Raw genomic sequence first — 21,000 nt, 5'->3', positions numbered from 1 at the left:
GGATTCAGGCAATTATGTCAAATGAACGGTTTTTGACTCACCCTCAACGATGACTTTGACCACGCCTAATTTACTTAATCCTTTCATGGCAGCATCCCATTTTTTACCACTCAACTGCGATTGCTCTTTCAATTGGGCTAAGGGTTGACCATCTTCTGATTTGAGAAGCTGTAGAATTACTTTTTCTTCCTCGGTAAGCTCAAGGGCTTTCTTTTCGGGGCGCATTTGTGGAAAAAACAATACTTCTTGAATCGAGGCATTATTGGTAAGGAACATGATTAAGCGGTCCATTCCAATACCCAATCCAGAAGTGGGAGGCATTCCAAATTCAAGCGCACGCAAAAAGTCCTGATCAATAAACATGGCTTCATCATCTCCTTTTTCAGCCAATTTCATTTGCGCTTCAAAACGTTCCCGCTGGTCGATTGGGTCATTTAATTCAGAATACGCATTGGCGATTTCTTTGCCGCACACCATCAACTCAAAACGTTCGGTCAATTCAGGATTGTCGCGATGCGATTTACACAAGGGCGACATTTCTTTGGGGTAATCGGTGATAAAAGTGGGTTGGATGAAGTTGCCTTCGCATTTGGCCCCAAAAATTTCATCGATGAGCTTTCCTTTCCCCATGGTCTCATTGACTTCGATACCCATCGATTGGGCAGCTTCTCGCAATTCTTCCTCGGTTTTTCCTGTAATATCAAAGCCTGTAAACTTTTGAATGGCTTCGGTCATGGATACACGTGCATAAGGCGCTTTAAAATCGACCGTATGTTCTCCAAAAGTGGCTTCTGTTGTTCCGTTGACTTGTAACGCACAATACTCCAGCAATTTTTCGGTGAATTCCATCATCCAATGGTAATCTTTGTAAGCAACATAAATTTCCATGGCTGTAAATTCAGGATTGTGGGTGCGATCCATTCCTTCATTACGGAAATTTTTGGAAAATTCGTAAACGCCATCAAAACCGCCAACAATCAAACGTTTTAAATACAATTCATTGGCAATACGCATATACAAGGGAATGTCCAAAGAGTTGTGGTGTGTGATAAAAGGACGCGCAGCAGCTCCTCCGGGAATCGATTGTAAAATTGGGGTTTCCACTTCCAAATAACCAGCATCGTTAAAAAACGTTCGCATGGCCTTAAACAACTTGGTACGTTTGATAAAAACATCTTTCACCTGCGGATTCACGACCAAATCGACATAACGCATTCGGTAGCGAAGTTCAGGGTCGGTAAAGGCATCATAGGTTTTTCCTTGATCATCCGTTTTGGGCATGGGTAAGGGGCGAAGTGTTTTACTTAAAAAAGTAAATTGCTGAACAAGGATTGATTTTTCCCCTACTTTAGTGTAAAACAACTCACCTTCCACTCCGACAAAATCTCCTAAGTCAGTGAGTTTTCGAAAAACGGTTGTATACAAGGTTTTGTCTTCCCCTGGGCAAAGGGTGTCCCGGTTGAAGTACAACTGAATTCGTCCTTCACTGTCTTGTAGTTCAGCAAATGCCGCTTTTCCTTGGTCACGAACACTCATTAATCGTCCTGCAACAACTACTTTTTTGCCTTCTACAAAGGATTCCTTGACCTGTTTCGACGTGTGGTCAACAGGAAAAAGGTGGGCTGGGTAGGGGTTAATACCTAAATTGCGTAATTGATTGAGTTTTTCTCTTCGAATTTGCTCTTGTTCGGACAGTTGCATAAATGGGAAATTAAGGGGGCAAAGATAATTTATTGTTCAAAAACTACCAACTGCCCTTTTGATTTAATAAACCTGTTTGAAATTCATACGCATTGCTATGCTCCTTTGTATCTTTGTGGGATTAAAACGACCTTTTTCGAAATGAATAAAGAAGTATATTTTCAAAACTTAGGCATACGCGACTATAAAGATACATGGGATTATCAGGAAAAACTATTTGCAGACATTGTGGCCGATAAAATGAAAAAAAGAACCAACCCTGACCAGCGTACTGAAAATTATTTTTTAACGGTATCGCATCCGCATGTGTATACTTTAGGTAAAAGCGGTGATTTGTCTAATTTATTACTCAATGAAAAGCAACTCGAATCAAAAGGAGCGACCTTTTATAAAATTAACCGAGGGGGCGATATTACTTATCACGGGCCGGGACAATTGGTTGGGTACCCGATTTTGGATTTAGAAAATTTTTTTACCGATATACATAAATATTTACGGCTACTAGAAGAAACCATTATCCTCGTTTTGGCAGAATATGGTTTGAAAGGCGAACGAAGCCCCGGCGAAACTGGAGTTTGGCTCGATGTGGGAACCCCTTTTGCGCGAAAAATTTGTGCCATGGGGGTGCGGGCAAGTCGCTGGGTGACCATGCACGGGTTTGCTTTAAATGTAAATACCGACTTGGGTTATTTTGATCATATTATTCCTTGTGGGATACGAGGCAAAGGCGTAACGTCATTGCATGTTGAATTGCAACGTACGGTTGATGAACGCGAGGTGGAGCGCCATGTGCTGCGCTATTTCTCGCAATTATTTGAAGCTACTATCGTGGGTTAGAAATCAAAATCCAACGTTAATTGGTCAGGTAACAGCCGAAAACTCTTACGATGATAAGGCGTTATCCCGAATTCACGAATGGCATCGCGATGATCTTGGGTAGGATATCCTTTGTTTTTATTCCATTGATACATGGGGTACTCTTCATGGATGCGATTCATATAGGTATCTCTGTAGGTTTTTGCCAAAATAGAAGCCGCTGCAATGCTCAAGTATTTTCCATCTCCTTTTATTATCGTCTGAAAAGGGATGTTACCAACTGGTTTAAATCGGTTCCCGTCTACAATAATAAACTCGGGTTGCGGCATAAGTTGAAGAATGCTCTCTTGCATGGCTTTAATCGATGCATTCAAAATATTTATCTCGTCAATGATTTTGGGTTCTAAATGGACTACGTGAAAACTGATGGCCTCTTTTTCGATGATGGGTGCTAAGGCAGTACGCTGTTTTTCGGTAAGTTTTTTCGAATCATTCAGCAATTCGTTTTCAAAATTAAGAGGTAAAATCACAGCAGCTGCGGTAACGGGTCCAGCCAAGCAGCCTCTTCCTGCCTCATCGGTTCCACATTCCAAAACATAATTCGAAAATTGTTTGGCCAACATCGTGTTAAATTAAAATTAATCTAATGTTAACGCAACTTTTTGATGACAAATGCATCTCTAATATGGGTTGCAACCACAAAGTTATACCAAAGCCGTTGAACTTTAACAAACGTAAACGCTAATATTCCGAAGTATTATTTGTTTATTTAAGAAATTATTAAGAAGTTTGCGGAATAACTAACTCAAATAAATTTAATATGAGATCGAAGTTCAAATGGATTTTTACGCTTTTACTAGCGTTTACAATGCAGTTTTCATTTGCACAGGAGAAAACTGTTACTGGTACAGTTACCGATGGTAAGGTGTCATTGCCTATGGCCAACGTAACTATTAAAGGAACCAAAAACGGGGTGCAAACCGACATGGATGGTAAATTCTCCATCAAAGCCAAACAAGGTGACGTTCTTGTAGTGTCGTACCAGGGGTATGATACTAAAGAGGTCAAAGTAGGTGCTGCCAACAATTACGGTGTAGTTTTGAAGGAGGAAGCTAAAATTCTTGATGAGGTTCTAATTACTCAAGGTTATCGATTGGTGACCAAAAAGACAGCAGTTGCTGCAACAGCATCTGTGACCAACAAGACTATTGAAAACCGTCCTAATGCTAACGTGATGAACACGCTTCAAGGGCAGTTGGCTGGGGTTAACATTACAGCTGGTACAGGACAGCCTGGTGCCAAGTCAACGGTAATTATCCGTGGACAAGGTACGATCTCAGGAAACACAGACCCCTTGTATGTAATTGATGGTTTCCCAACCAATGCGGATAACTTCCGTTCCTTAAACCCGAATGATATTGCTTCTGTGGAGGTATTGAAAGATGCTTCTGCAATTACAGAGTATGGTTCGCGTGGGGCAAATGGGGTAATTGTAATTAAAACGAAGAAAGGGTCTTTCGGAGATGCCAAAACAAGTTTCCGTTACACCTCGGCTGTTGGTTTTACCGAATTGCAAACGCCACGTTATGATTATGCAGACTCTCGTCAGTTGTTAACCATTGAGAAAGCAGCAGGTGCTGGTTTGGGAGCTACCCTTACTGATGCTGAAATTGCAGCTTTCAATATAAATACTAATTGGGTTGATGAGTTCTTTGGAAAAGGTACTTTCACCTCTCACAACTTAAACATTGAGAATAGTTCTAAGAACTTAAACTCGTTTACTTCTGTTGGATATTTTGACCAAGAAGGGGTTTTGAAAACTACTGGTTTAAAGCGTTTCACTGTACGTAACAACATTAACGGTAAATCTGATAATGAAAAATTCAAATACATGGTGAATTCTTTTGTTGGTTTCTCTAAAAATAATGAAGCGACTAACTTAGGGGGTGGAGCAGTAAACCGTAACTATGTGTTAGGGGCTTACATTTCAGTGCCTTACGTATCACCTTCTACGTATGAAAATCCACAGCAGTTATTTGATTTGTATGAAGTAGACGGTACCTTATTGTACACGCCTTTGTTCTTGATTGACAAATTAAAAACATACACTAATTTAACAGACGAGATCCGTGCGAGTGTGAATACGGAGTATTCTTATAAATTACTAAAAGATTTAACTGTTCGCGGAAGAACTTCAGGAGAATTGTTGGAAACTCGTTTTACGCAATCTGAGCATCCGATTTCTTTCAACGCTTTCTTATTCCTCGGAACCGGTCAGCAGTTCGGTGGATTTGAAGATGTGAATGCACGTCGTGAATTCCGTTTCAACCAATTATGGCAAGCAGATTATTCTAAAACATTTGGAAAACATACAGTAGATTTAGCAGGAAGTTTAGAGTACAACCATGCTCGTGTACAAACAAACAACTTCCGTCAACGTGGTTTGAATCCGCAAACCTTTGTGCCAGGCACAGGGTCTGGATATCTTCAAGATATTACAGGGCCAAATTCAAATGACTTTTATGTACCTATTGTTTCAGCATCTAACTTACGCTTAAACCGAATTTCGTATTTTGGATCGTTGAACTACGACTACAACAAAAAATATGGGGTAGCATTATCTTTACGTAGTGACCAAACCAGTCGTTTCTTAAATGCATCTAAAGCATTTTATTCTATTGGTGGACGTTGGAATATCGATGAAGAAGCCTTCATGAAAAAGTTGGAATTTGTTAAAACATTGAAAATCCGTGGTTCTTATGGTACTGTAGGTAACGAGCGTATCATTGCAGGTACAGAGTTTGCCGGTTTAGTACCTCCAGGGTTCTTTGACGTGTATTCTGCGGCTAACAATGTCTACAATAGTGGTTTAGGTTTCGGAATCACTTTTGGGTACCCTGATTTGCGTTGGGAAACTACTACCATTTCTAACATCGGTTTTGACTTTGAATTGTTCAAAGGAAAACGTTTACGTGGAACATTTGATTACTACACGAAAAAATCTTCGGATCAATATTTGTCCAAACCAGTGTCTCCTTATGTAGGTACAACTAATATTATCCAAAATACTCCTGCATTCGTTAAAAACTCGGGTATCGAGTTGAACTTGGCCTATGATTTAATCAACAACCAAGAGAAAGGTATGGTATTAACGTTACGTGGTAACGGAAGTATCAATAAACAAGAAGTAGGTGGTTTAACTGCGCCAATTATTGACGCTACTGTGCCTGCTTATATCACCCAAAATGGTGGGATGTTGGATGAGCCTTTTGTATTCCCATACGCAGGTGTAAACCCAGATAACGGTAATATGTTGTTTGTTGCAGCTGATGGTACCTTGACTGAAACGCCAACAGATGCGGATCGTAGAGCTTCTGGTAAAAACAGATTGCCACAAATCCAAGGTGGTTTCGGTTTTGACTTCGATTACAAAGGCTTCTTTACCTCTGCTACGTTTACCTATGCTTTCAAAGTATGGCGTTATGACTACGATTTGAACAACTTGTATGACCCATCTAACTTAGGTCAGTTCACTGTAGGTGCTGATTTATTGAATGCTTGGACACCAACAAATACCAATACCGATGTTCCTTCGTTAACAGCTACAAACTACGGTTTTGTGGATCAGTCAGATCGTTTCTTGTGGGATGCCTCTTATGTGCGTTTACGTAACTTACAAGTAGGTTACCGTGTTCCTAAGAAATTCTTAGAGAAAACATTTATTCGTGACGCTTCGATTACACTTCAAGGTGAGAACTTATTCAACATTACCCGTTGGAGAGGATTTGATCCAGAAAGTGATCGTGATGCGGATGTATACCAGTATCCAACACCAAGAATTTATACGTTAACGTTAGATGTTAGATTCTAAAAAAAAAATGAAGATGAAAAAAGTATTTTTATTATTATCCGCTTGTGCAGGTACACTTTTTGTATCCTGTGACGAAAGTTTGATTGAGCCTTTTACACCTGGTGCGTTAACTGAAACTGTGGCGATTCAAACTTCAAACGACTTGCAAGGGTTGATGAATTCTACCTATGCTAACTTGTACAACCGTGAGGATGCTGTGTTTACCTCAGTATTTACAGACGAAGCTGGGATCGGTTTTGCCAATGGTGGTCAAGGTATCACTGAAGAGTACGTGTTCTTTTTGAACTCCTCTTCTGCGGCTCCAAATGCAGTGTGGAACAGTATGTATTTTGCCTTGTCACGTGCAAACCGTGTAATCACCTTTGCTGATCGTATCACTCCAGTAGATGCGGCCGATACTGAAAAAATTCAACGTATCAAAGCTGAAGCTCTGGTGGTTCGTGCTTACTGTCATTTAAAATTGATGTCGTATTTTTCAACTGATTTGAAAAACGATGGAGCTTTGGCTGCAATTTTATCAGACCGAATTATTCCTTCTACTGAAACAAATTTACAACGTTCAACAAATGGTGTGTTTTATCAAGCCATCCACAGTGATTTAGATGCTGCTTTGACAATATTCAATACGTTAACAACTAATCCTTATACTGGAATTGTAAGAACGTATTATGCTAGTGATGTATTGGCAAAAGCGTTAAAAGCTCGTGCTTATGCTTACAAAGGCGATTATACCAATGCTGAAACTTGGGCTGATAATGTAATCAATACTTCTGGAATTGTATTAGCTAATACAACGGAATATTCAAAAATTTTCTGGACTGATAATGAAGCTGCAAATACTGAAGTTATTTGGAGATTAAAAAGAACTCCAGCTCAAAATGGTCAGGGGGTTAACATGCACAACGGTTGGTGTTCAGTTCGTCCTAACGCAGCAGGTTCGCCTTTCTATGAAGTGGGTCGTTCTTTGTTCAACATCATGAACCCAACAAACATTCCATCGGCAACGTCACCTGCTAATGGAGGTTGGCCCTTGACTGGTGCTATTAAAGATGTACGTTTCCGTACTTTAGTGGCTCCTTCTTCTGTTGTGGCTTCTGATTGGAATACAAATGCTGATTATATCAATGCTGATAAATTAATCATCCACAAGTATGGTGGGGTAGGTACAGGTACAAGTACATTTGCTTCAACGGCTGCAAATGGAAATAGTAATGACTACAAACTCGTTCGTTTGTCAGAAATGTATTTCATCAAAGCGGAAGCGCGTGCTAACGCAAATGACCTTACGGGTGCTGCTACTGCATTAGAAGCTGTTCTAGATGCACGTAATGCTGTTGATATGCCAGCTCCTGTATTTGCTAATGCAACCCAAGCATGGGCTGAAATTTTAAAGCAGCGTCGTCTTGAGTTCTGTTTCGAAGGATACCGTTATATTGACTTAAAACGTTTGGCTTCCTTGGCTAATTTTACTGCTCTAGATCGTCATCCTATAGATTACTCTTCAAGTACAACAAATTACCCTGGGGCGAATCCTGCTAACTTACCAATGAACAGTTATAAGTTTACGTTCCCTATTCCAACTTCAGAAACCAATGCGAATACCACGATTACTCAAAATCCTGGTTACTAATCGTTTCTGCTGAAATAATTATAAAAGACCGAAAGTTTTCTTTCGGTCTTTTTTGTTTTTATTAACGCAGGATACACACCAATTTTTTTATATTTGAAAAAAAATAGTTTTATGAAAAGATTGTTACCTTTTTTGTTTGTAGTTGGCTCTGTCTGTGCTCAGTCTGTAAATGAACGCGAAAAGATCTTGCAGAAAACAAATGCAACAGTTCGCGAAACTCTAACACAGCAAATAACCGAAACTCAAAACGCTAACAAGGCAGCGGTTCAAGCGTATTTACAACAACATCCTGAAACACCCAATCCGCAAAATATTCAGTTTATTTTAGACGGAAAACCAATCTATTACGGGGTTGATTTTAATGCTGATTCTGTAGCCTCCTTGCGCGCAAATACCATGTATCCTGGGGGTACATTAGGTTTAAACGTTACGGGCAATGGGATTACTGTAGGTATTTGGGACTCAGAGAAAGTTCGCACAACGCATCAAGATCTTAATGGTCGGGTTGTAAGTTCCGATGCCGCCACCGTTTCTAATACGCATGCTACCCATGTGGCGGGTACCATTTTAGCGAGTGGAGCTAATGGTGCATCAAGTGCAACACGCAGAGGGTTTGCCTATCAAGCCAATGGACGAACCTACGATTTTGGTAGTGATATCGGTGAAATGAATGGGTTTGCAGGTGAAGGCTTTTTGGTTTCCAACCATTCCTATGGTTTAATTGCCTCCAATTTAACGAATGCTTTTTTTGGCCAGTATACCTCTCAATCGCAAGCCGTTGATGAAGTGATGTACAATTACCCCTATTATCAAGTCGTTAAATCGGCAGGGAATGATCGTGCTACTACTTCTTTATCTCAGGTTCAAAACAAAGCAGGGTATGATTTGTTAACGGGGATGTCTTGTTCTAAAAATGTTTTGACAATTGCTGCTGTTCAAGAAGTAGCTAATTATACTAGTCCCGATAGTGTAATTATTTCAACCTTCACTAATTATGGACCAACAGATGACGGTCGCGTAAAACCCGATTTATCAGCAATGGGCGTCCAGGTCAATTCTTGTATCGCTACAAGTGATGTAGCCTATGGGTTTTTAAGTGGTACTTCAATGTCGGCTCCGGCCGTTACAGGATTAATTGCTTTGTTGCAAAAACATTACAATAATTTAAATCCAGAAACCTATATGCTTTCTTCTACCGTTCGCGCTTTATTGTGTCAATCGGTACGTGAGTCAGGGGGGAATCCAGGACCTGATTATGAATTTGGTTGGGGGCTAGCCGATGGGTTTAATGCAGCTCGTGTAATTTCAGGACGAAATAGCTCGTCAATTTTAGATGAATTGACCTTAAACAACGGACAAACTTACACACGTACGTTTACCATCACACAATCACAAGATTTAAATGTTGTAGTAGGGTGGACAGATCCTGCAGGAGCGATTAATTCAACAACGGTGGCAGATAATCGTTCACCTCGTTTGGTAAATAATCTTGATTTAAAAGTGATCAAAGATGGTGTAACCTACTATCCGTGGAAACTAAATCCCGATGATGTCTATGCAGGCGCTACCAATGATTCAGACAATAACGTAGATAATCTTGAAAAGGTTGAAATTTTCAACGCAACACCCGGAGTATATACCATTCAAGTGACACACAAAGGATCTTTACAAGGGGGCTCACAAGATTTTTCACTGGTTGCCTCTGGGACTTCAGGTTTGAGTTTGTCTAATGCGAATTTCGATAACGACAACACGTTCTTTGTTTATCCTAATCCAGCACTGAATGAAATTCACTTCAATAACCCCAAAGGCTTAAGTTTGGATGAAGTGTCCATTTTTGATATCACGGGTAAATTGGTGCTGAGTTCGCAAGGAGTAGCTAACAACACCATAGACGTGTCACGTTTGCAAAGTGGAGTCTATATGATAAAAATCGCTTCTCAAGGGGCAACTTTTGTGCGTAAGTTCACTAAAAATTAACTCCTACGAAATAAATTAGAAAAGAACGCCTTCCTCTGAGGGCGTTTTTTTATCGTTTTTCATGAATACGTGCAAACATTCTTTATTTTTGTGGCCTCTTTGAATCCCTTGATTATGCGATTATTTTTTTTGGTTGCTTTTATGTGTATTACTCTAGGTGCTTTTTCCCAACAAATTGGGGATAAGCCTCCTAAGAGTATGATTAAAACCGCCGAAGATAAAGCCAAAGAAGCGGCACGAAAAGCTCCTATTGCATGGTATAAAATTTACTCGGTTGAAAAAGATACCGTAATCGCCGATACTTCGTTGACCTTACAACGTTATTATCAATACAACTACCTGCGCAAAGATCGTTTTGGACATTTGCAGTACCCCAATGAAGGTCAGGTGTTTAATTTGTTGGATTACACTCAGGCAAAATCTTCGGTATTTCCGGTTTTGGGCTATCAAGCCAAGCATTATGCTTTTTTAGAAGCCGATGATATTCGGTATTACCACGTACCCACCCCATATTCCGATATTTATTTTAAGACGGTTATGGAACAAGGTCAAAATGTTGACGCCTTGGTAGCGTTGAATACCTCCAAAAATTTCAATATTTCAATTGCATTCAAAGGGTTACGGTCACTCGGACGCTACACCAATCAACTGGCAAGTACGGGCAATTTTAGGTTGACGTCATCCTATAAAACGACCTCAGGCCGTTATGCGATTAATTTTCATTACACGGGTCAAGATTTTTTGAATGGTGAAAACGGAGGTTTAGCTAATCCAGCCGAGTTTGAAAGCGGCGAAGCTATCTTTAACAATCGGGCACGTCTGCAAGTGATGCTTACTGATGCACAATCGGTTTTGAAAAGCAAACGTTTCTTTTTTGATCACGCTTTTCGAGTCAATCCCAACGATAGCCAAAATAATTTATCGGTATTTCATCGATTCAATTACGAGCATAAGTTTTTTGAATTTAACCAAAGAACATTGGCCACCACAGTGAATTCGGTAACATTTAACCGGTTTGGTAATGCTGTTGTCACTGCCAATATCAATGATCATACGAATTACGACAAATTCTATAACCGTGCGGGAATCGCTTATGAAAATAAATCCCTGGGAACAGTTCGCTTTTATATCGAACATTTCTTCAACCGTTTTGGTTTTCAATCAGAACGTACCATAAATACGCTAGTTATTCCCCGTAAGCGGGATGTAAATGTAGCTACCCTAGGTGGGGTTTACGAATACCGTAAAGGTAATTGGCGTGGAACGGCTACCTTAGCCAATGCGCTTGGAACAGAAACAGTGCGCTACGCCGAAGCGAAAGCAGCGTACACCTTTAATGCGCGTACGCATGTTAACTTTCAATACACCAATCAAAGTAAATTGCCCAACAATAACTACTTATTGCATCAAAGTAGTTACGAGGCGTATAATTGGGTGAATAATTTTAGAAATGAAAAGTACAATGCTTTCCAATTCGAAGCGCAAACTCCTTGGCTCAATGCATCGGTGCAATGGTCTAATAGTACCGACAAATTATTTTTTACCGATGTTCAAAATGTAGCCAATCAACAGTTGGTAACACCACAACAATTTTCGGGGAGTATCAATTATCTTGCGGTAAAAGTGGCGCGTGAGTTTCGTTACAAACGTTTCGGTCTCGACGCTACCGTTTTGTATCAAAATGTAACCCAAAGCCAAGCCATCCTTAACCTCCCTGAATTCACTGCTCGCGGAAGCCTCTATTACCAAGACCATTGGTTCAAAAAAGCGATGTTTATCCAAACCGGAGCCACCGTCAATTATTTTACCTCGTATTTTGCCGACGATTATAATCCTGTACTTGGAGAGTTTTTTGTGCAAACACAAAAGAAAATAGGGGATTTTCCCGTAGTTGATGTTTTTTTCAATGCTCGAGTACGTCAAACGCGTATTTTCTTGATTGCCGAACATGTTAACGGTCTTCTCCGAAACAATGATTTTTACGCCTCGCCCAGCATGCCGTATCGCGACTTTATCATTCGATTTGGCTTGGTTTGGAACTTTTTCCAGTAACCAAAGCTTTTACCGTTTGTATGCTCAAGTCCAATACTTTATTGTCGACAAAAAAGATAGTGGCCAAAAGAATCATAATGGCAATTTAATACCGTATTTGGGGTAAAAAAGGTATCTTTATGCCCTAAATTTTCCATAATAATGAATTATTCTGAAAATATATTGGGAACCATTGGAAATACGCCTTTGGTTAAATTGAATAAAGTAGTTGAAGGAATTGATGCCTTGGTGTTGGCCAAAGTGGAAACATTCAATCCCGGAAATTCTGTCAAAGACCGCATGGCACTCAAAATGGTTGAAGATGCAGAAGCCGATGGACGATTGAAACCCGGCGGAACCATTATTGAAGGAACTTCAGGGAACACAGGTATGGGTCTTGCTTTAGCAGCTATAGTCAAAGGGTATAAACTCATTTGTGTGATCACGGATAAACAATCGAAAGAAAAAATGGATATACTTCGGGCGGTGGGTGCTAAAGTAGTTGTTTGTCCTACCGATGTTGAACCCGATGATCCTCGTTCCTATTACTCGGTTTCCCGTCGTCTAGCGGAAGAAACGCCTAATGCCTGGTATGTAAATCAATACGATAATCCAAGCAATGCCCAAGCCCATTATGAGCAAACGGGTCCCGAAATTTGGGCCCAAACCGAAGGGAAAGTTACCCATTTTGTGGTCGGCGTTGGTACCGGGGGAACCATCTCAGGGGTAGCGAAGTATTTGAAAGAACAAAATCCCAACGTCAAAGTTTGGGGTATTGACACCTATGGTTCTGTTTTTAAAAAATACCACGAAACAGGAATTTTTGATGAAAACGAGATTTATCCCTACATCACTGAAGGGATTGGCGAAGATATTTTACCCAAGAATGTTGATTTTAGTTTGATTGACGGATTCACCAAAGTAACCGACAAAGATGCGGCCGTCTACACCCGAAAAATTGCCTTGGAAGAGGGAATCTTTGTGGGGAATTCTGCTGGTTCTTGCATCAAAGGATTGCACCAATTGAAAGAACATTTCAAACCCGAAGATGTTGTGGTCGTGTTATTTCACGATTCAGGCAGTCGGTATGTCGGTAAAATGTTCAACGACGATTGGATGCGAGAGCGCGGTTTCTTGGAAGAAGAAGTAACCAAAGCTGAAGACGTCATCAAGGATCATTTGGACAAACCATTGGTTACCGTACGCACCGAAGAATTGGTGTCACACGCTATAGATCGCATGCGCAAATACAAAATCTCACAAATTCCTGTTGTTGATATTCACGGTTTTGTGGGGTCGGTTGATGAAACCGATTTGTTCCGAAGTTATGTGGCCGATAAAGAAGTGGCGCAAAAACCCGTTCGTGAAGTGATGGGGCAACCTTATCCTGTTGTAAAAGCGACGACTCCTATTGAAGAGGTGTCTAAATTGTTTACCAAAGATAACCAAGCGGTTTTGGTTGATCTTGGAAATCAAAAACATCATATCATCACCAAGTACGATATTATTGGTTCGATCAAATAAACCAAAGGGCTGTCTTAATCGACAGCCCTTTTTTAATGGCCTAATAGCACTCCCGAAACGTTCCATGCGCTAAAACTGCTTCCTTCAGGAGCGCCTTGTGGGATTTTCACCTGAAGCGTATGAGTGCCCGCTTTCAAATCGCCCAAGTCGATATAATAAGGATAGGTAACCATACCGGGACACCAATTGGATCGGCTGTAGTCGGAGGAGGATAATCCATTCGGGAAGTTGCCTGAGGCAGGATTAAACAAACGGTACGTCCCGCAATCTTCACGCCAGGGAACGATACTAAATACTTCTTTTCCGTCCAATATAAGAGTGTTTTTCTTGGGGACAAATTCGTCGCCGTTTTCCCAGCCGCCATGACCCGTTGTGAGGTAACGTAAACGCGCGCCACGGACGTCTTGTGTCAAAGTAAAAGTAACTTCAAGTCCTTTTTCATGGTTAAACATCGTCCCATACTCTTGCCCAGCCATTTCCATCACATTCACCGTATTAAAAAGGGGCATGACCAATGGAGACGCTGCACTACTTTGCTCTTGGGGATGAAGGGTAATATGCATCGAAATGCGATGTCCGCCTTTGTCATAATTTCCTATAAATACTCCTAGGTAGACTTCTTTTCCTGAAAAGGCCGCGGCAAGTTCACTAATATCTTGTCGATACGGCACTTGCGTATACCATGTCTTGTCCTTGAGGCTGATGTGATTGAAATGGGAAATGCCAAAGGGGGTAAAAAATCGCATTAACTCTAGCAAAGGGCTGTAGGAATTGGTAGCCACAACTCCCTGGTATTTCTTTCCGTTGCCATTTTCGTAAAGGGGTAATGAATTGGCTCCTTGGGTGAGGCCGTTCCAGAAAGTGTTGGCCTTATCGGTTGGAATTAAAAAGACAGAGCCAGTGCGGTCATAAGCATCCCCATTGGATTGCTCGATTAGGTCAATAAAAACTTTACTGCCCGGTGTAATCACGGGGAAGGTTATTTTTCGAACGGCGATTGTACCATTGGCAAATCGGAGGATGCTGTCGTTGGATTTGGCTTGGTCGGAGAAATTAATGATTTCTTTCTCAAAAACGGGAAGGGTAATAAAGCGACTTTTCCAAACCAGATCGCGATAAGAAAGTAGATCGACTCCATTTTTAGTATCGGGAAGCACAACAGGAGTTTTTTGTTTTTCTTTTTCAATGGATAGCGCTGTAGTTACAAAATTTCCGTTGCGCACAATTTCAAGCACCATCCCGAGATTCTGCCCCAAGACCGTCGGTGAGCCTTTAACCCCCAACGCATCGGTATACCAAAGTTCTAATGTATTTGAGTTGATACTTGTCACGGCCTTTTTACATACATAGCCAAGGATGGTTTTGGTTTCCGAGCTGAATTCAAATTGTTGTTTCTCAAGACTCACACTGTCAATATTAACGACAAATCGTTGCGCATTCAATTGTGCTTTTTGAACCAACGCATTTCGTTTTCGGTCGACAAAAGTTTCCTCTCTCGGGTAACTGGCTTTTTGTTGTAACATTTGCACCGAACTGATTAAGGTCAAATGCGGTGTTGCCAATACGACCACAGGATCTTGATTGGGGATAATGGTTCCGTTGGATGATTTTTGATAAGTGATTCGAAACGATTGAGCGGAAAGACATTGCAACGAAAGCAGTCCGATAAGCATCCATTTTTTCATACATCTGATTTTTACAAAGATAAAAATTAGTCTACGAATGGAATTTTTTTTATCTTCGTAGTATCTCCACCAAACCGAATTATATAGGCCTTATGAAAGAAGATTTTCTACACTATGTGTGGCGTTTTACTTGTTTTGACGTTACCCAATTACAAACTACGACCGGCGAACCCATTGTTCTCCTTCGCACTGGCGATTACCTTCAAACAGAAGGACCTGATTTTTTTAATGCACAGCTGCAAATTGGTGCCCAAAAGTGGGTCGGGAATGTAGAGATTCATCTCCGTTCCTCCGATTGGTATGCCCATCATCACGAACGCGATTCCCGCTACGATAATGTTATTTTACATGTTGTGTGGGAACATGATGCGCCTGTGTTTCGAAAGGACAATAGCGAACTCCCAGTTTTGGAGTTAAAAAGTCGAGTTGCTCCTGATTTGATCAATGATTACGAGAAACTGATGCTGCGAAAAGAAGGATTGTATTGTTCGCATTCGGTAGGCCAACTTCCGCAGCAACTGATTGTCCTCTGGCTTGAGAAATTATATATCGCGCGACTTCAACAAAAAGCAACGGGCATCTTGGATTTACTTCAGGGCTATCAAAACGATTGGGAAGCAGTTTTATTTGTAGTATTGGCCAAAAACTTTGGTCTCAATTCCAACGGGGAAGCCTTTGCAACGCTGGCACAATCGATTTCATTTTCCATTTTCCGAAAGGAAATATTGGAAGTGCATTTGGTAGAAGCCCTCTTGTTGGGGCAAGCGGGATTAATTCCAGCGCACCCTTTGGATACCTACACCGTCGAGTTGCAATCCTGGTATGATTATTTAAAAGTGAAATACCACTTAGAACCACCTGAAGTTTCCCTTCGTTTTTTCAAATTACGACCGGATAATTTTCCAACGATACGAATGGCCCAATTAGCCATGCTGTACCATCAACGCAAACAGCTTTTTCAATCGGTATGGGAGGCCCGATCAATTCATGATTTTTATTCTTTGTTTGGGGTTTCCACGAGTCCGTATTGGGAAACGCATTATCAATTGGATAAATCTTCGCGAAAACGCAATAAACGGGTATCGGAGGCGTTTATTCAGCTTTTAATCATCAATGCACTCGTTCCCATTCGTTTTGCTTATGCGCAACATTTGGGGCGCCTCGATGCAGATGCGCAAATGGGTTTCCTCCACTTGATTCCTCCCGAGCAAAATGCCATTGTTCAAAAATTTAAGCATTGGGGGATTTCCGCACACGATGCCCTTCAATCGCAAGCCATATTGCAGTTGAAGCAACAGTATTGCGACCGAAAACAATGTTTGAATTGCGCCATTGGCGTGGAGTTGTTAAAAAGAAAATCGTAACTTTAAACCCTGAAAATTGAGGAGTATGATTACCGAATTACGTCATTTTTTTGAACGACACGGATTTTATGTTTGCTCGCGTTTGGCCGATAAGTTGGGGATGCGCGCCACGAATGTTCGTTTGTTTTTCATATACATATCGTTTGTCACAGCAGGCTTGGGATTTGGGTTGTACCTAACCATGGCTTTTGTCATTCGATTGAAAGACTTGATTCGGGGAAAACGATCCTCCGTTTTCGATCTCTGAAACAATCATGAAATTAGTATTTATACGCCCATTCATTCATTTTACAAAAAGTCAACGCCTCGGATTATTTTCACTCATCAGTCTTATCTTAGTCTTGCAGGCTATCCTTTGGTGTCAACCGCTATGGTATACTCCTGAACCCCTGCCCAAGGAGGCGCAAATTTGGCTGCAAGATACCTCAAGCGAGCCTCTTGTGCCAACCTATAAATCCTATCCGATTAAACCCTTCAATCCCAATTTTATGACCGAATACAAAGCCTTTCGGTGGGGAATGAGTGCAGCATCGTACCAACGTTTACAAGCTTTTCGGGCTCAAGGAAAATTTGTCAACTCGGTACTGGAATTTCAAGAAATCACTAAGGTTCCCGATTCTGTTCTTGAAAAAATGGCGCCTTACTTTAAGTTCCCGGCTTGGGTAAGTACTTATAAGAAGGGGAATTCGAGGCCTTTTACATTTGCGCACGAGCCCCCCAAAAAGATTATAAAAAAAGACATTAATTCGGCTACAGCCGACGATTTGATTCTCGTTCGCGGTATTGGACCTGTTTTGTCGGAACGTATTTTAAAGTATCGCGCGGCATTGGGTGCCTTTGTAGCGATGGCGCAATTGCAAGAAGTGTATGGTTTAAAGGAGGAAGTTTTTGATACATTGCTTGAGCATTTTGCGGTAGTTCAGCCTCCTGTTTTGGAGAAAATTAAAATTAACGAGGCGACTATCAAGGAGTTAGGGGTGTTTCCCTATTTTCGGTATCCCATTTCGCGCCATATTGTAGCCTATCGCAGTATGAACGGTCCGATTCGTTTTGAGGATTTAACAAATGTAAAGGGGATAAGTGTCGAAAAAATAAAAATTATTGCCTTATATTTGGAATTTTAAAAAAAAGACTAAAAAAAGACCTCTATGAGTTCAATTTACTTTACGGAAGAACACGAATTGTTTCGTGCGAGTTTTAAGGATTTTTTGCACAAAGAAGTAGTGCCACATATTGAGAAATGGGAAAAGACGGGAACCATTGAACGGTTTATCTGGAAGAAGTTCGGCGAAATGGGTTTTTTCGGGTTGTCTTATCCTGAGGCGTATGGAGGGATGAATTTGGATTTGTTCTACACGGTGGTTTTTTTGGAAGAATTGCAAAAGATCCATTCTTCGGGATTTGCCGCGGCCATGTGGGCCCATGCGTATTTGGCGATGACCCATTTGAATGCGGAAGGTAGTGAGCGCATTAAACAAGACTATTTGGCACCGAGTATAGCGGGTGAAAAAATTGGAGCGTTATGCATTACCGAGCCTTTTGGAGGAAGTGACGTTGCGGGTATGAAAACAACAGCCGTTAAACAAGGCGATACCTATGTACTAAACGGTTCAAAAACCTTTATTACCAATGGTGTGTATGCCGACTATTATGTGGTAGCGGCCAAAACGAGTCCCGAGAAAGGGAATAAAGGTATTAGTATTTTCTTGATGGATACAAATACTCCCGGTGTTTCGGCGACCAAATTGGATAAATTAGGTTGGCGCGCTTCCGATACGGCTGAAATTGCTTTTGACAATGTAGTGATTCCTGCAGATAATTTGATGGGTGAGGAAGGGAAGGATTTCCCTATATCATGCAGCATTTTGCGTTAGAGCGATTGATTATGGCGATTAATGCCCATGCGCGTGCTGAGTATGCCTTGGATTACACCATTGATTATATGTCCAAACGGGAAGCTTTTGGAACAACGATTAATAAATTTCAAGCCTTACGTCATACGCTGGTCAATCATGCTACTGATGTGGAGCATTGTAAGATTTTTAATTACGCTGCTACAGCGCGTTTGAATCAAGGCGAGTATGTGGTCAAAGAAGCTACGATGGCCAAATTGAAGTCGACTAAAGTTGCTGACGAAACGATCTACAGTTGTTTGCAGATGTTGGGTGGTTATGGGTACATGGAAGAATATCCGTTGGCTCGTTTATTGCGAGACAGTCGTTTGGGTCCGATTGGCGGAGGGACATCCGAGATTTTACGCGAAATTTTATCCAAGATGATTATCGATCAAAAAGACTATCAACCGGCGGTAAAATAATACGGATAGGTGCAGGAATTGCGTGAGGGGTGGAAGTGGAAAGCCCGGCTGCGGAGCAACGGACTTGTAGCGGACGACCCGACCCCGACGCGGGCAAGTTAGGAGCAGTGCGTTTATTTCGGGGGCACGCCAAAAAAATATTTTAAAATTTATAATTTATAATTCAAAATTAATTTTACCTTTGCGCCCACTAAATGAAGGGAGGTGTCCTGCTTATGTTAATTATACCTATTAAAGACGGAGAAAACATTGATAGAGCTTTAAAGCGCTACAAGAGAAAATTTGATAAAACTGGAACGGTTCGTCAGTTACGCGCACGTCAAGCGTTTACGAAGCCTTCTGTAGTGCGTCGTGCACAAATCCAGAAAGCTCAGTATATCCAAGGATTGCGTGATGCGATGGAAGGATAGGACTTAGTTTCTCATTTAAATACAACTGCTGTAAGGAAGTTTTTATAACTTTGTTACAGCAGTTTTTTTATGGCCTATTTGCAAGCATTTCAGGAGTATTTGGCGTTGGAGAAAAAGTATTCTCCGCATACGGTTTTGGCGTACTACAATGATTTGTTTTTTTTTCAGCAGTTTTTAAAATCGGTTTATGAAATGGAGTCCTTGGAGGCGGCGCATTATCCGATTATTCGGAGTTGGATTGTTTCGATGGTCGATGCGGGGATGAGTACGACTTCGGTAAACCGTAAAGTGTCTTCTTTAAAAGCGTTTTATAAATTTTTGATGAAAATGGGGGTGTTGCAAAGCAGTCCGTTGGCCCAACATAAGGCGCTCAAAACGCCTAAGAAAGTACAGGTTCCTTTTTCGGAAGTGGAGTTGGACAACGTATTGAATACCCTTGAATATCCCGAAGGTTTTGAGGGGGTCCGTGACAAGTTGATTATTGATTTGTTTTATACTACGGGAATTCGTCGGGCGGAGTTGATTGGGTTGCGTATGCACCAAGTAGATTTTGCGGGGGGGATGCTTAAGGTGTTGGGGAAGCGCAATAAAGAGCGGATTGTGCCCTTATTGCCTGTGGTGGTGAAACAAATGGAGATATATATAAAGGAACGCGCTGGAATTGAAAACCGTATTGATGCGGACTACTTTTTTTTGATGTTAAAAGGCGTTAAATTAAACGAATCGTTTGTGTATCGGTTGATAAATTCGTACTTTAGTAATGTTTCCGAGAAGGTAAAAAAGAGTCCTCATGTGCTTCGGCATACGTTTGCGACGCATTTGCTTAATCAGGGAGCAGACATTAATTCAGTAAAAGAGCTGTTAGGGCATTCCAGTTTGGCGTCGACTCAAGTGTATACGCACAGCAGTTTGGCAGAGTTGCAGCACGTTCATCGTGCGGCGCATCCACGGAATCGAAAATAGCGCAACGTTTAATTTAAAATTTTGAAGTATGAAGGTAAATGTTAATGCTGTGAATTTTTCAGTAGACCGAAAGTTGGTTGATTTCATTCAGGTTCGTTTGGATAAATTGGAAAAGTATTTTGATAAAATTGTGAGTTCGGATGTTTTTTTGAAGGTTGATAATACGAGTGAAAAGGAGAACAAGATTGTGGAGTTAAAAATTCACGTCCCTGGCGATGATTTTTTGGTCAAAAAACAATGCAAAACATTTGAGGAAGCGGTCGAGTTGGCAGCCGAATCTTTAGAGCGTTTGTTGGTAAAACGCAAGGAGAAAATTCGTTCCCATATTTGATTAAATTTTTTTCAAAAAAATATTTTGATAGAAAAATAAATTGCCTACATTTGCAGTCCGTTAGAAATAGCGGACTTTTTTATTGCATATTGCCGGTGTAGCTCAGCTGGCTAGAGCAGCTGATTTGTAATCAGCAGGTCGTGGGTTCGAGTCCCTCCATCGGCTCTTTGAAATATTGAATGTATTGTTTTGGTAGTACCGAAACATGGCTAGGGGAGATACTCAAGCGGCCAACGAGGGCAGACTGTAAATCTGCTGGTTTTCACCTTCGCAGGTTCGAATCCTGCTCTCCCCACAATTAAAAGTTTAATAGTTTCAAGTTTCAAGTGGTTTTTAAACCTGAAACTTCAAGCCTGAAACAGAAAACTTTACCGCCG

General features: G+C 41.0%; 15 protein-coding genes, 2 tRNA genes and 1 pseudogene. 15 read left to right on the top strand and 3 right to left on the bottom strand.

Annotated features, from left to right (window positions below; translation table 11 throughout):
- Nucleotides 1–12: 12 nt before the first annotated feature.
- A complete protein-coding gene (gene lysS, locus ABWO12_RS02080) occupies nucleotides 13–1,701 on the bottom strand; it encodes a lysine--tRNA ligase (RefSeq protein ID WP_353086792.1) in 1,689 nt (562 codons plus the stop codon).
- A 141-nt stretch (nucleotides 1,702–1,842) separates the two neighbouring features.
- On the opposite strand from lysS, the gene lipB reads away from it, so the two are divergent.
- Nucleotides 1,843–2,538, top strand: coding sequence for a lipoyl(octanoyl) transferase LipB (gene lipB, locus ABWO12_RS02075; RefSeq protein WP_353086791.1), 696 nt, complete (start codon nucleotides 1,843–1,845; stop codon nucleotides 2,536–2,538).
- On the opposite strand, the gene rnhB is transcribed toward lipB, so the two are convergent.
- Complete coding sequence (gene rnhB, locus ABWO12_RS02070) at nucleotides 2,535–3,140, bottom strand: ribonuclease HII (RefSeq protein ID WP_353086789.1); 606 nt, start codon at nucleotides 3,138–3,140, stop codon at nucleotides 2,535–2,537. The two genes, lipB and rnhB, sit on opposite strands and share 4 nt — an antisense overlap.
- A 197-nt stretch (nucleotides 3,141–3,337) precedes the next feature.
- On the opposite strand from rnhB, the gene ABWO12_RS02065 reads away from it, so the two are divergent.
- The 5 genes from ABWO12_RS02065 to ABWO12_RS02045 all read left to right on the top strand — a co-directional run bounded on the left by ABWO12_RS02065 (nucleotide 3,338) and on the right by ABWO12_RS02045 (nucleotide 13,553).
- Nucleotides 3,338–6,388, top strand: a complete 3,051-nt coding sequence (locus ABWO12_RS02065; RefSeq protein ID WP_353086787.1) for a SusC/RagA family TonB-linked outer membrane protein — start codon at nucleotides 3,338–3,340, stop codon at nucleotides 6,386–6,388.
- A 13-nt stretch (nucleotides 6,389–6,401) separates the two neighbouring features.
- Nucleotides 6,402–8,018, top strand: a complete 1,617-nt coding sequence (locus tag ABWO12_RS02060) for a RagB/SusD family nutrient uptake outer membrane protein (RefSeq protein WP_353086786.1) — start codon at nucleotides 6,402–6,404, stop codon at nucleotides 8,016–8,018.
- A 111-nt stretch (nucleotides 8,019–8,129) separates the two neighbouring features.
- Nucleotides 8,130–9,998, top strand: a complete 1,869-nt coding sequence (locus ABWO12_RS02055; protein ID WP_353086785.1) for a S8 family serine peptidase — start codon at nucleotides 8,130–8,132, stop codon at nucleotides 9,996–9,998.
- A 114-nt stretch (nucleotides 9,999–10,112) separates the two neighbouring features.
- On the top strand, nucleotides 10,113–12,050 hold the full coding sequence (locus tag ABWO12_RS02050; protein ID WP_353086783.1) for a putative porin: 1,938 nt from the start codon (nucleotides 10,113–10,115) through the stop codon (nucleotides 12,048–12,050).
- Nucleotides 12,051–12,191: 141 nt separating this feature from the next.
- Entirely contained in the window at nucleotides 12,192–13,553 is a 1,362-nt protein-coding gene (locus ABWO12_RS02045) for a pyridoxal-phosphate dependent enzyme (protein WP_353086782.1), read from the top strand.
- 32 nt (nucleotides 13,554–13,585) lie between these two features.
- Here ABWO12_RS02045 and ABWO12_RS02040 read toward each other — a convergent pair whose 3' ends face one another.
- Complete coding sequence (locus tag ABWO12_RS02040; RefSeq protein ID WP_353086780.1) at nucleotides 13,586–15,238, bottom strand: GLPGLI family protein; 1,653 nt, start codon at nucleotides 15,236–15,238, stop codon at nucleotides 13,586–13,588.
- Nucleotides 15,239–15,330: 92 nt separating this feature from the next.
- Between ABWO12_RS02040 and ABWO12_RS02035 the strand changes: the two genes are divergently transcribed.
- From ABWO12_RS02035 to ABWO12_RS01995, 9 genes and pseudogenes are all read left to right on the top strand, one after another.
- Complete coding sequence (locus ABWO12_RS02035) at nucleotides 15,331–16,602, top strand: DUF2851 family protein (protein WP_353086779.1); 1,272 nt, start codon at nucleotides 15,331–15,333, stop codon at nucleotides 16,600–16,602.
- 25 nt (nucleotides 16,603–16,627) lie between these two features.
- A complete protein-coding gene (locus ABWO12_RS02030; RefSeq protein WP_073364244.1) occupies nucleotides 16,628–16,849 on the top strand; it encodes a PspC domain-containing protein in 222 nt (73 codons plus the stop codon).
- A gap of 7 nt (nucleotides 16,850–16,856) precedes the next feature.
- Complete coding sequence (locus ABWO12_RS02025; RefSeq protein WP_353086777.1) at nucleotides 16,857–17,726, top strand: ComEA family DNA-binding protein; 870 nt, start codon at nucleotides 16,857–16,859, stop codon at nucleotides 17,724–17,726.
- 24 nt (nucleotides 17,727–17,750) lie between these two features.
- Nucleotides 17,751–18,919, top strand: a pseudogene (locus ABWO12_RS02020) (acyl-CoA dehydrogenase family protein).
- A gap of 215 nt (nucleotides 18,920–19,134) precedes the next feature.
- Nucleotides 19,135–19,329: a 30S ribosomal protein S21 gene (gene rpsU / locus ABWO12_RS02015; protein ID WP_073364309.1), complete on the top strand. Its 195-nt coding sequence runs from the start codon at nucleotides 19,135–19,137 to the stop codon at nucleotides 19,327–19,329.
- Nucleotides 19,330–19,398: 69 nt separating this feature from the next.
- Complete coding sequence (locus tag ABWO12_RS02010; RefSeq protein WP_353086775.1) at nucleotides 19,399–20,292, top strand: tyrosine-type recombinase/integrase; 894 nt, start codon at nucleotides 19,399–19,401, stop codon at nucleotides 20,290–20,292.
- A 28-nt stretch (nucleotides 20,293–20,320) separates the two neighbouring features.
- Nucleotides 20,321–20,623, top strand: coding sequence for a ribosome hibernation-promoting factor, HPF/YfiA family (gene hpf, locus ABWO12_RS02005; RefSeq protein WP_353086773.1), 303 nt, complete (start codon nucleotides 20,321–20,323; stop codon nucleotides 20,621–20,623).
- 91 nt (nucleotides 20,624–20,714) lie between these two features.
- Nucleotides 20,715–20,788, top strand: a tRNA-Thr gene (locus ABWO12_RS02000).
- 47 nt (nucleotides 20,789–20,835) lie between these two features.
- Nucleotides 20,836–20,918: transfer RNA gene (locus ABWO12_RS01995), tRNA-Tyr, on the top strand.
- Nucleotides 20,919–21,000 lie beyond the last annotated feature (82 nt).

It is taken from the genome of Flavobacterium sp. (genome assembly GCF_040379285.1).
Lineage (GTDB): Bacteria > Bacteroidota > Bacteroidia > Flavobacteriales > Flavobacteriaceae > Flavobacterium.
The sequence above is the reverse complement of the archived record's forward strand: the minus strand, read 5'-3'. Positions and strand labels throughout refer to the sequence as shown.

Bases quoted from the DNA above. Each gene is read 5' to 3' on its own strand.
- ABWO12_RS02040 (WP_353086780.1), bottom strand. From the start codon at position 15,238: ATGAAAAAATGGATGCTTATCGGACTGCTTTCGTTGCAATGTCTTTCC.
- ABWO12_RS02010 (WP_353086775.1), top strand. From the start codon at position 19,399: ATGGCCTATTTGCAAGCATTTCAGGAGTATTTGGCGTTGGAGAAAAAG.
- lysS (WP_353086792.1), bottom strand. From the start codon at position 1,701: ATGCAACTGTCCGAACAAGAGCAAATTCGAAGAGAAAAACTCAATCAA.
- ABWO12_RS02065 (WP_353086787.1), top strand. From the start codon at position 3,338: ATGAGATCGAAGTTCAAATGGATTTTTACGCTTTTACTAGCGTTTACA.
- lipB (WP_353086791.1), top strand. From the start codon at position 1,843: ATGAATAAAGAAGTATATTTTCAAAACTTAGGCATACGCGACTATAAA.
- ABWO12_RS02025 (WP_353086777.1), top strand. From the start codon at position 16,857: ATGAAATTAGTATTTATACGCCCATTCATTCATTTTACAAAAAGTCAA.
- rnhB (WP_353086789.1), bottom strand. From the start codon at position 3,140: ATGTTGGCCAAACAATTTTCGAATTATGTTTTGGAATGTGGAACCGAT.
- hpf (WP_353086773.1), top strand. From the start codon at position 20,321: ATGAAGGTAAATGTTAATGCTGTGAATTTTTCAGTAGACCGAAAGTTG.
- ABWO12_RS02035 (WP_353086779.1), top strand. From the start codon at position 15,331: ATGAAAGAAGATTTTCTACACTATGTGTGGCGTTTTACTTGTTTTGAC.
- ABWO12_RS02055 (WP_353086785.1), top strand. From the start codon at position 8,130: ATGAAAAGATTGTTACCTTTTTTGTTTGTAGTTGGCTCTGTCTGTGCT.
- rpsU (WP_073364309.1), top strand. From the start codon at position 19,135: ATGTTAATTATACCTATTAAAGACGGAGAAAACATTGATAGAGCTTTA.
- ABWO12_RS02050 (WP_353086783.1), top strand. From the start codon at position 10,113: ATGCGATTATTTTTTTTGGTTGCTTTTATGTGTATTACTCTAGGTGCT.
- ABWO12_RS02060 (WP_353086786.1), top strand. From the start codon at position 6,402: ATGAAAAAAGTATTTTTATTATTATCCGCTTGTGCAGGTACACTTTTT.
- ABWO12_RS02030 (WP_073364244.1), top strand. From the start codon at position 16,628: ATGATTACCGAATTACGTCATTTTTTTGAACGACACGGATTTTATGTT.
- ABWO12_RS02045 (WP_353086782.1), top strand. From the start codon at position 12,192: ATGAATTATTCTGAAAATATATTGGGAACCATTGGAAATACGCCTTTG.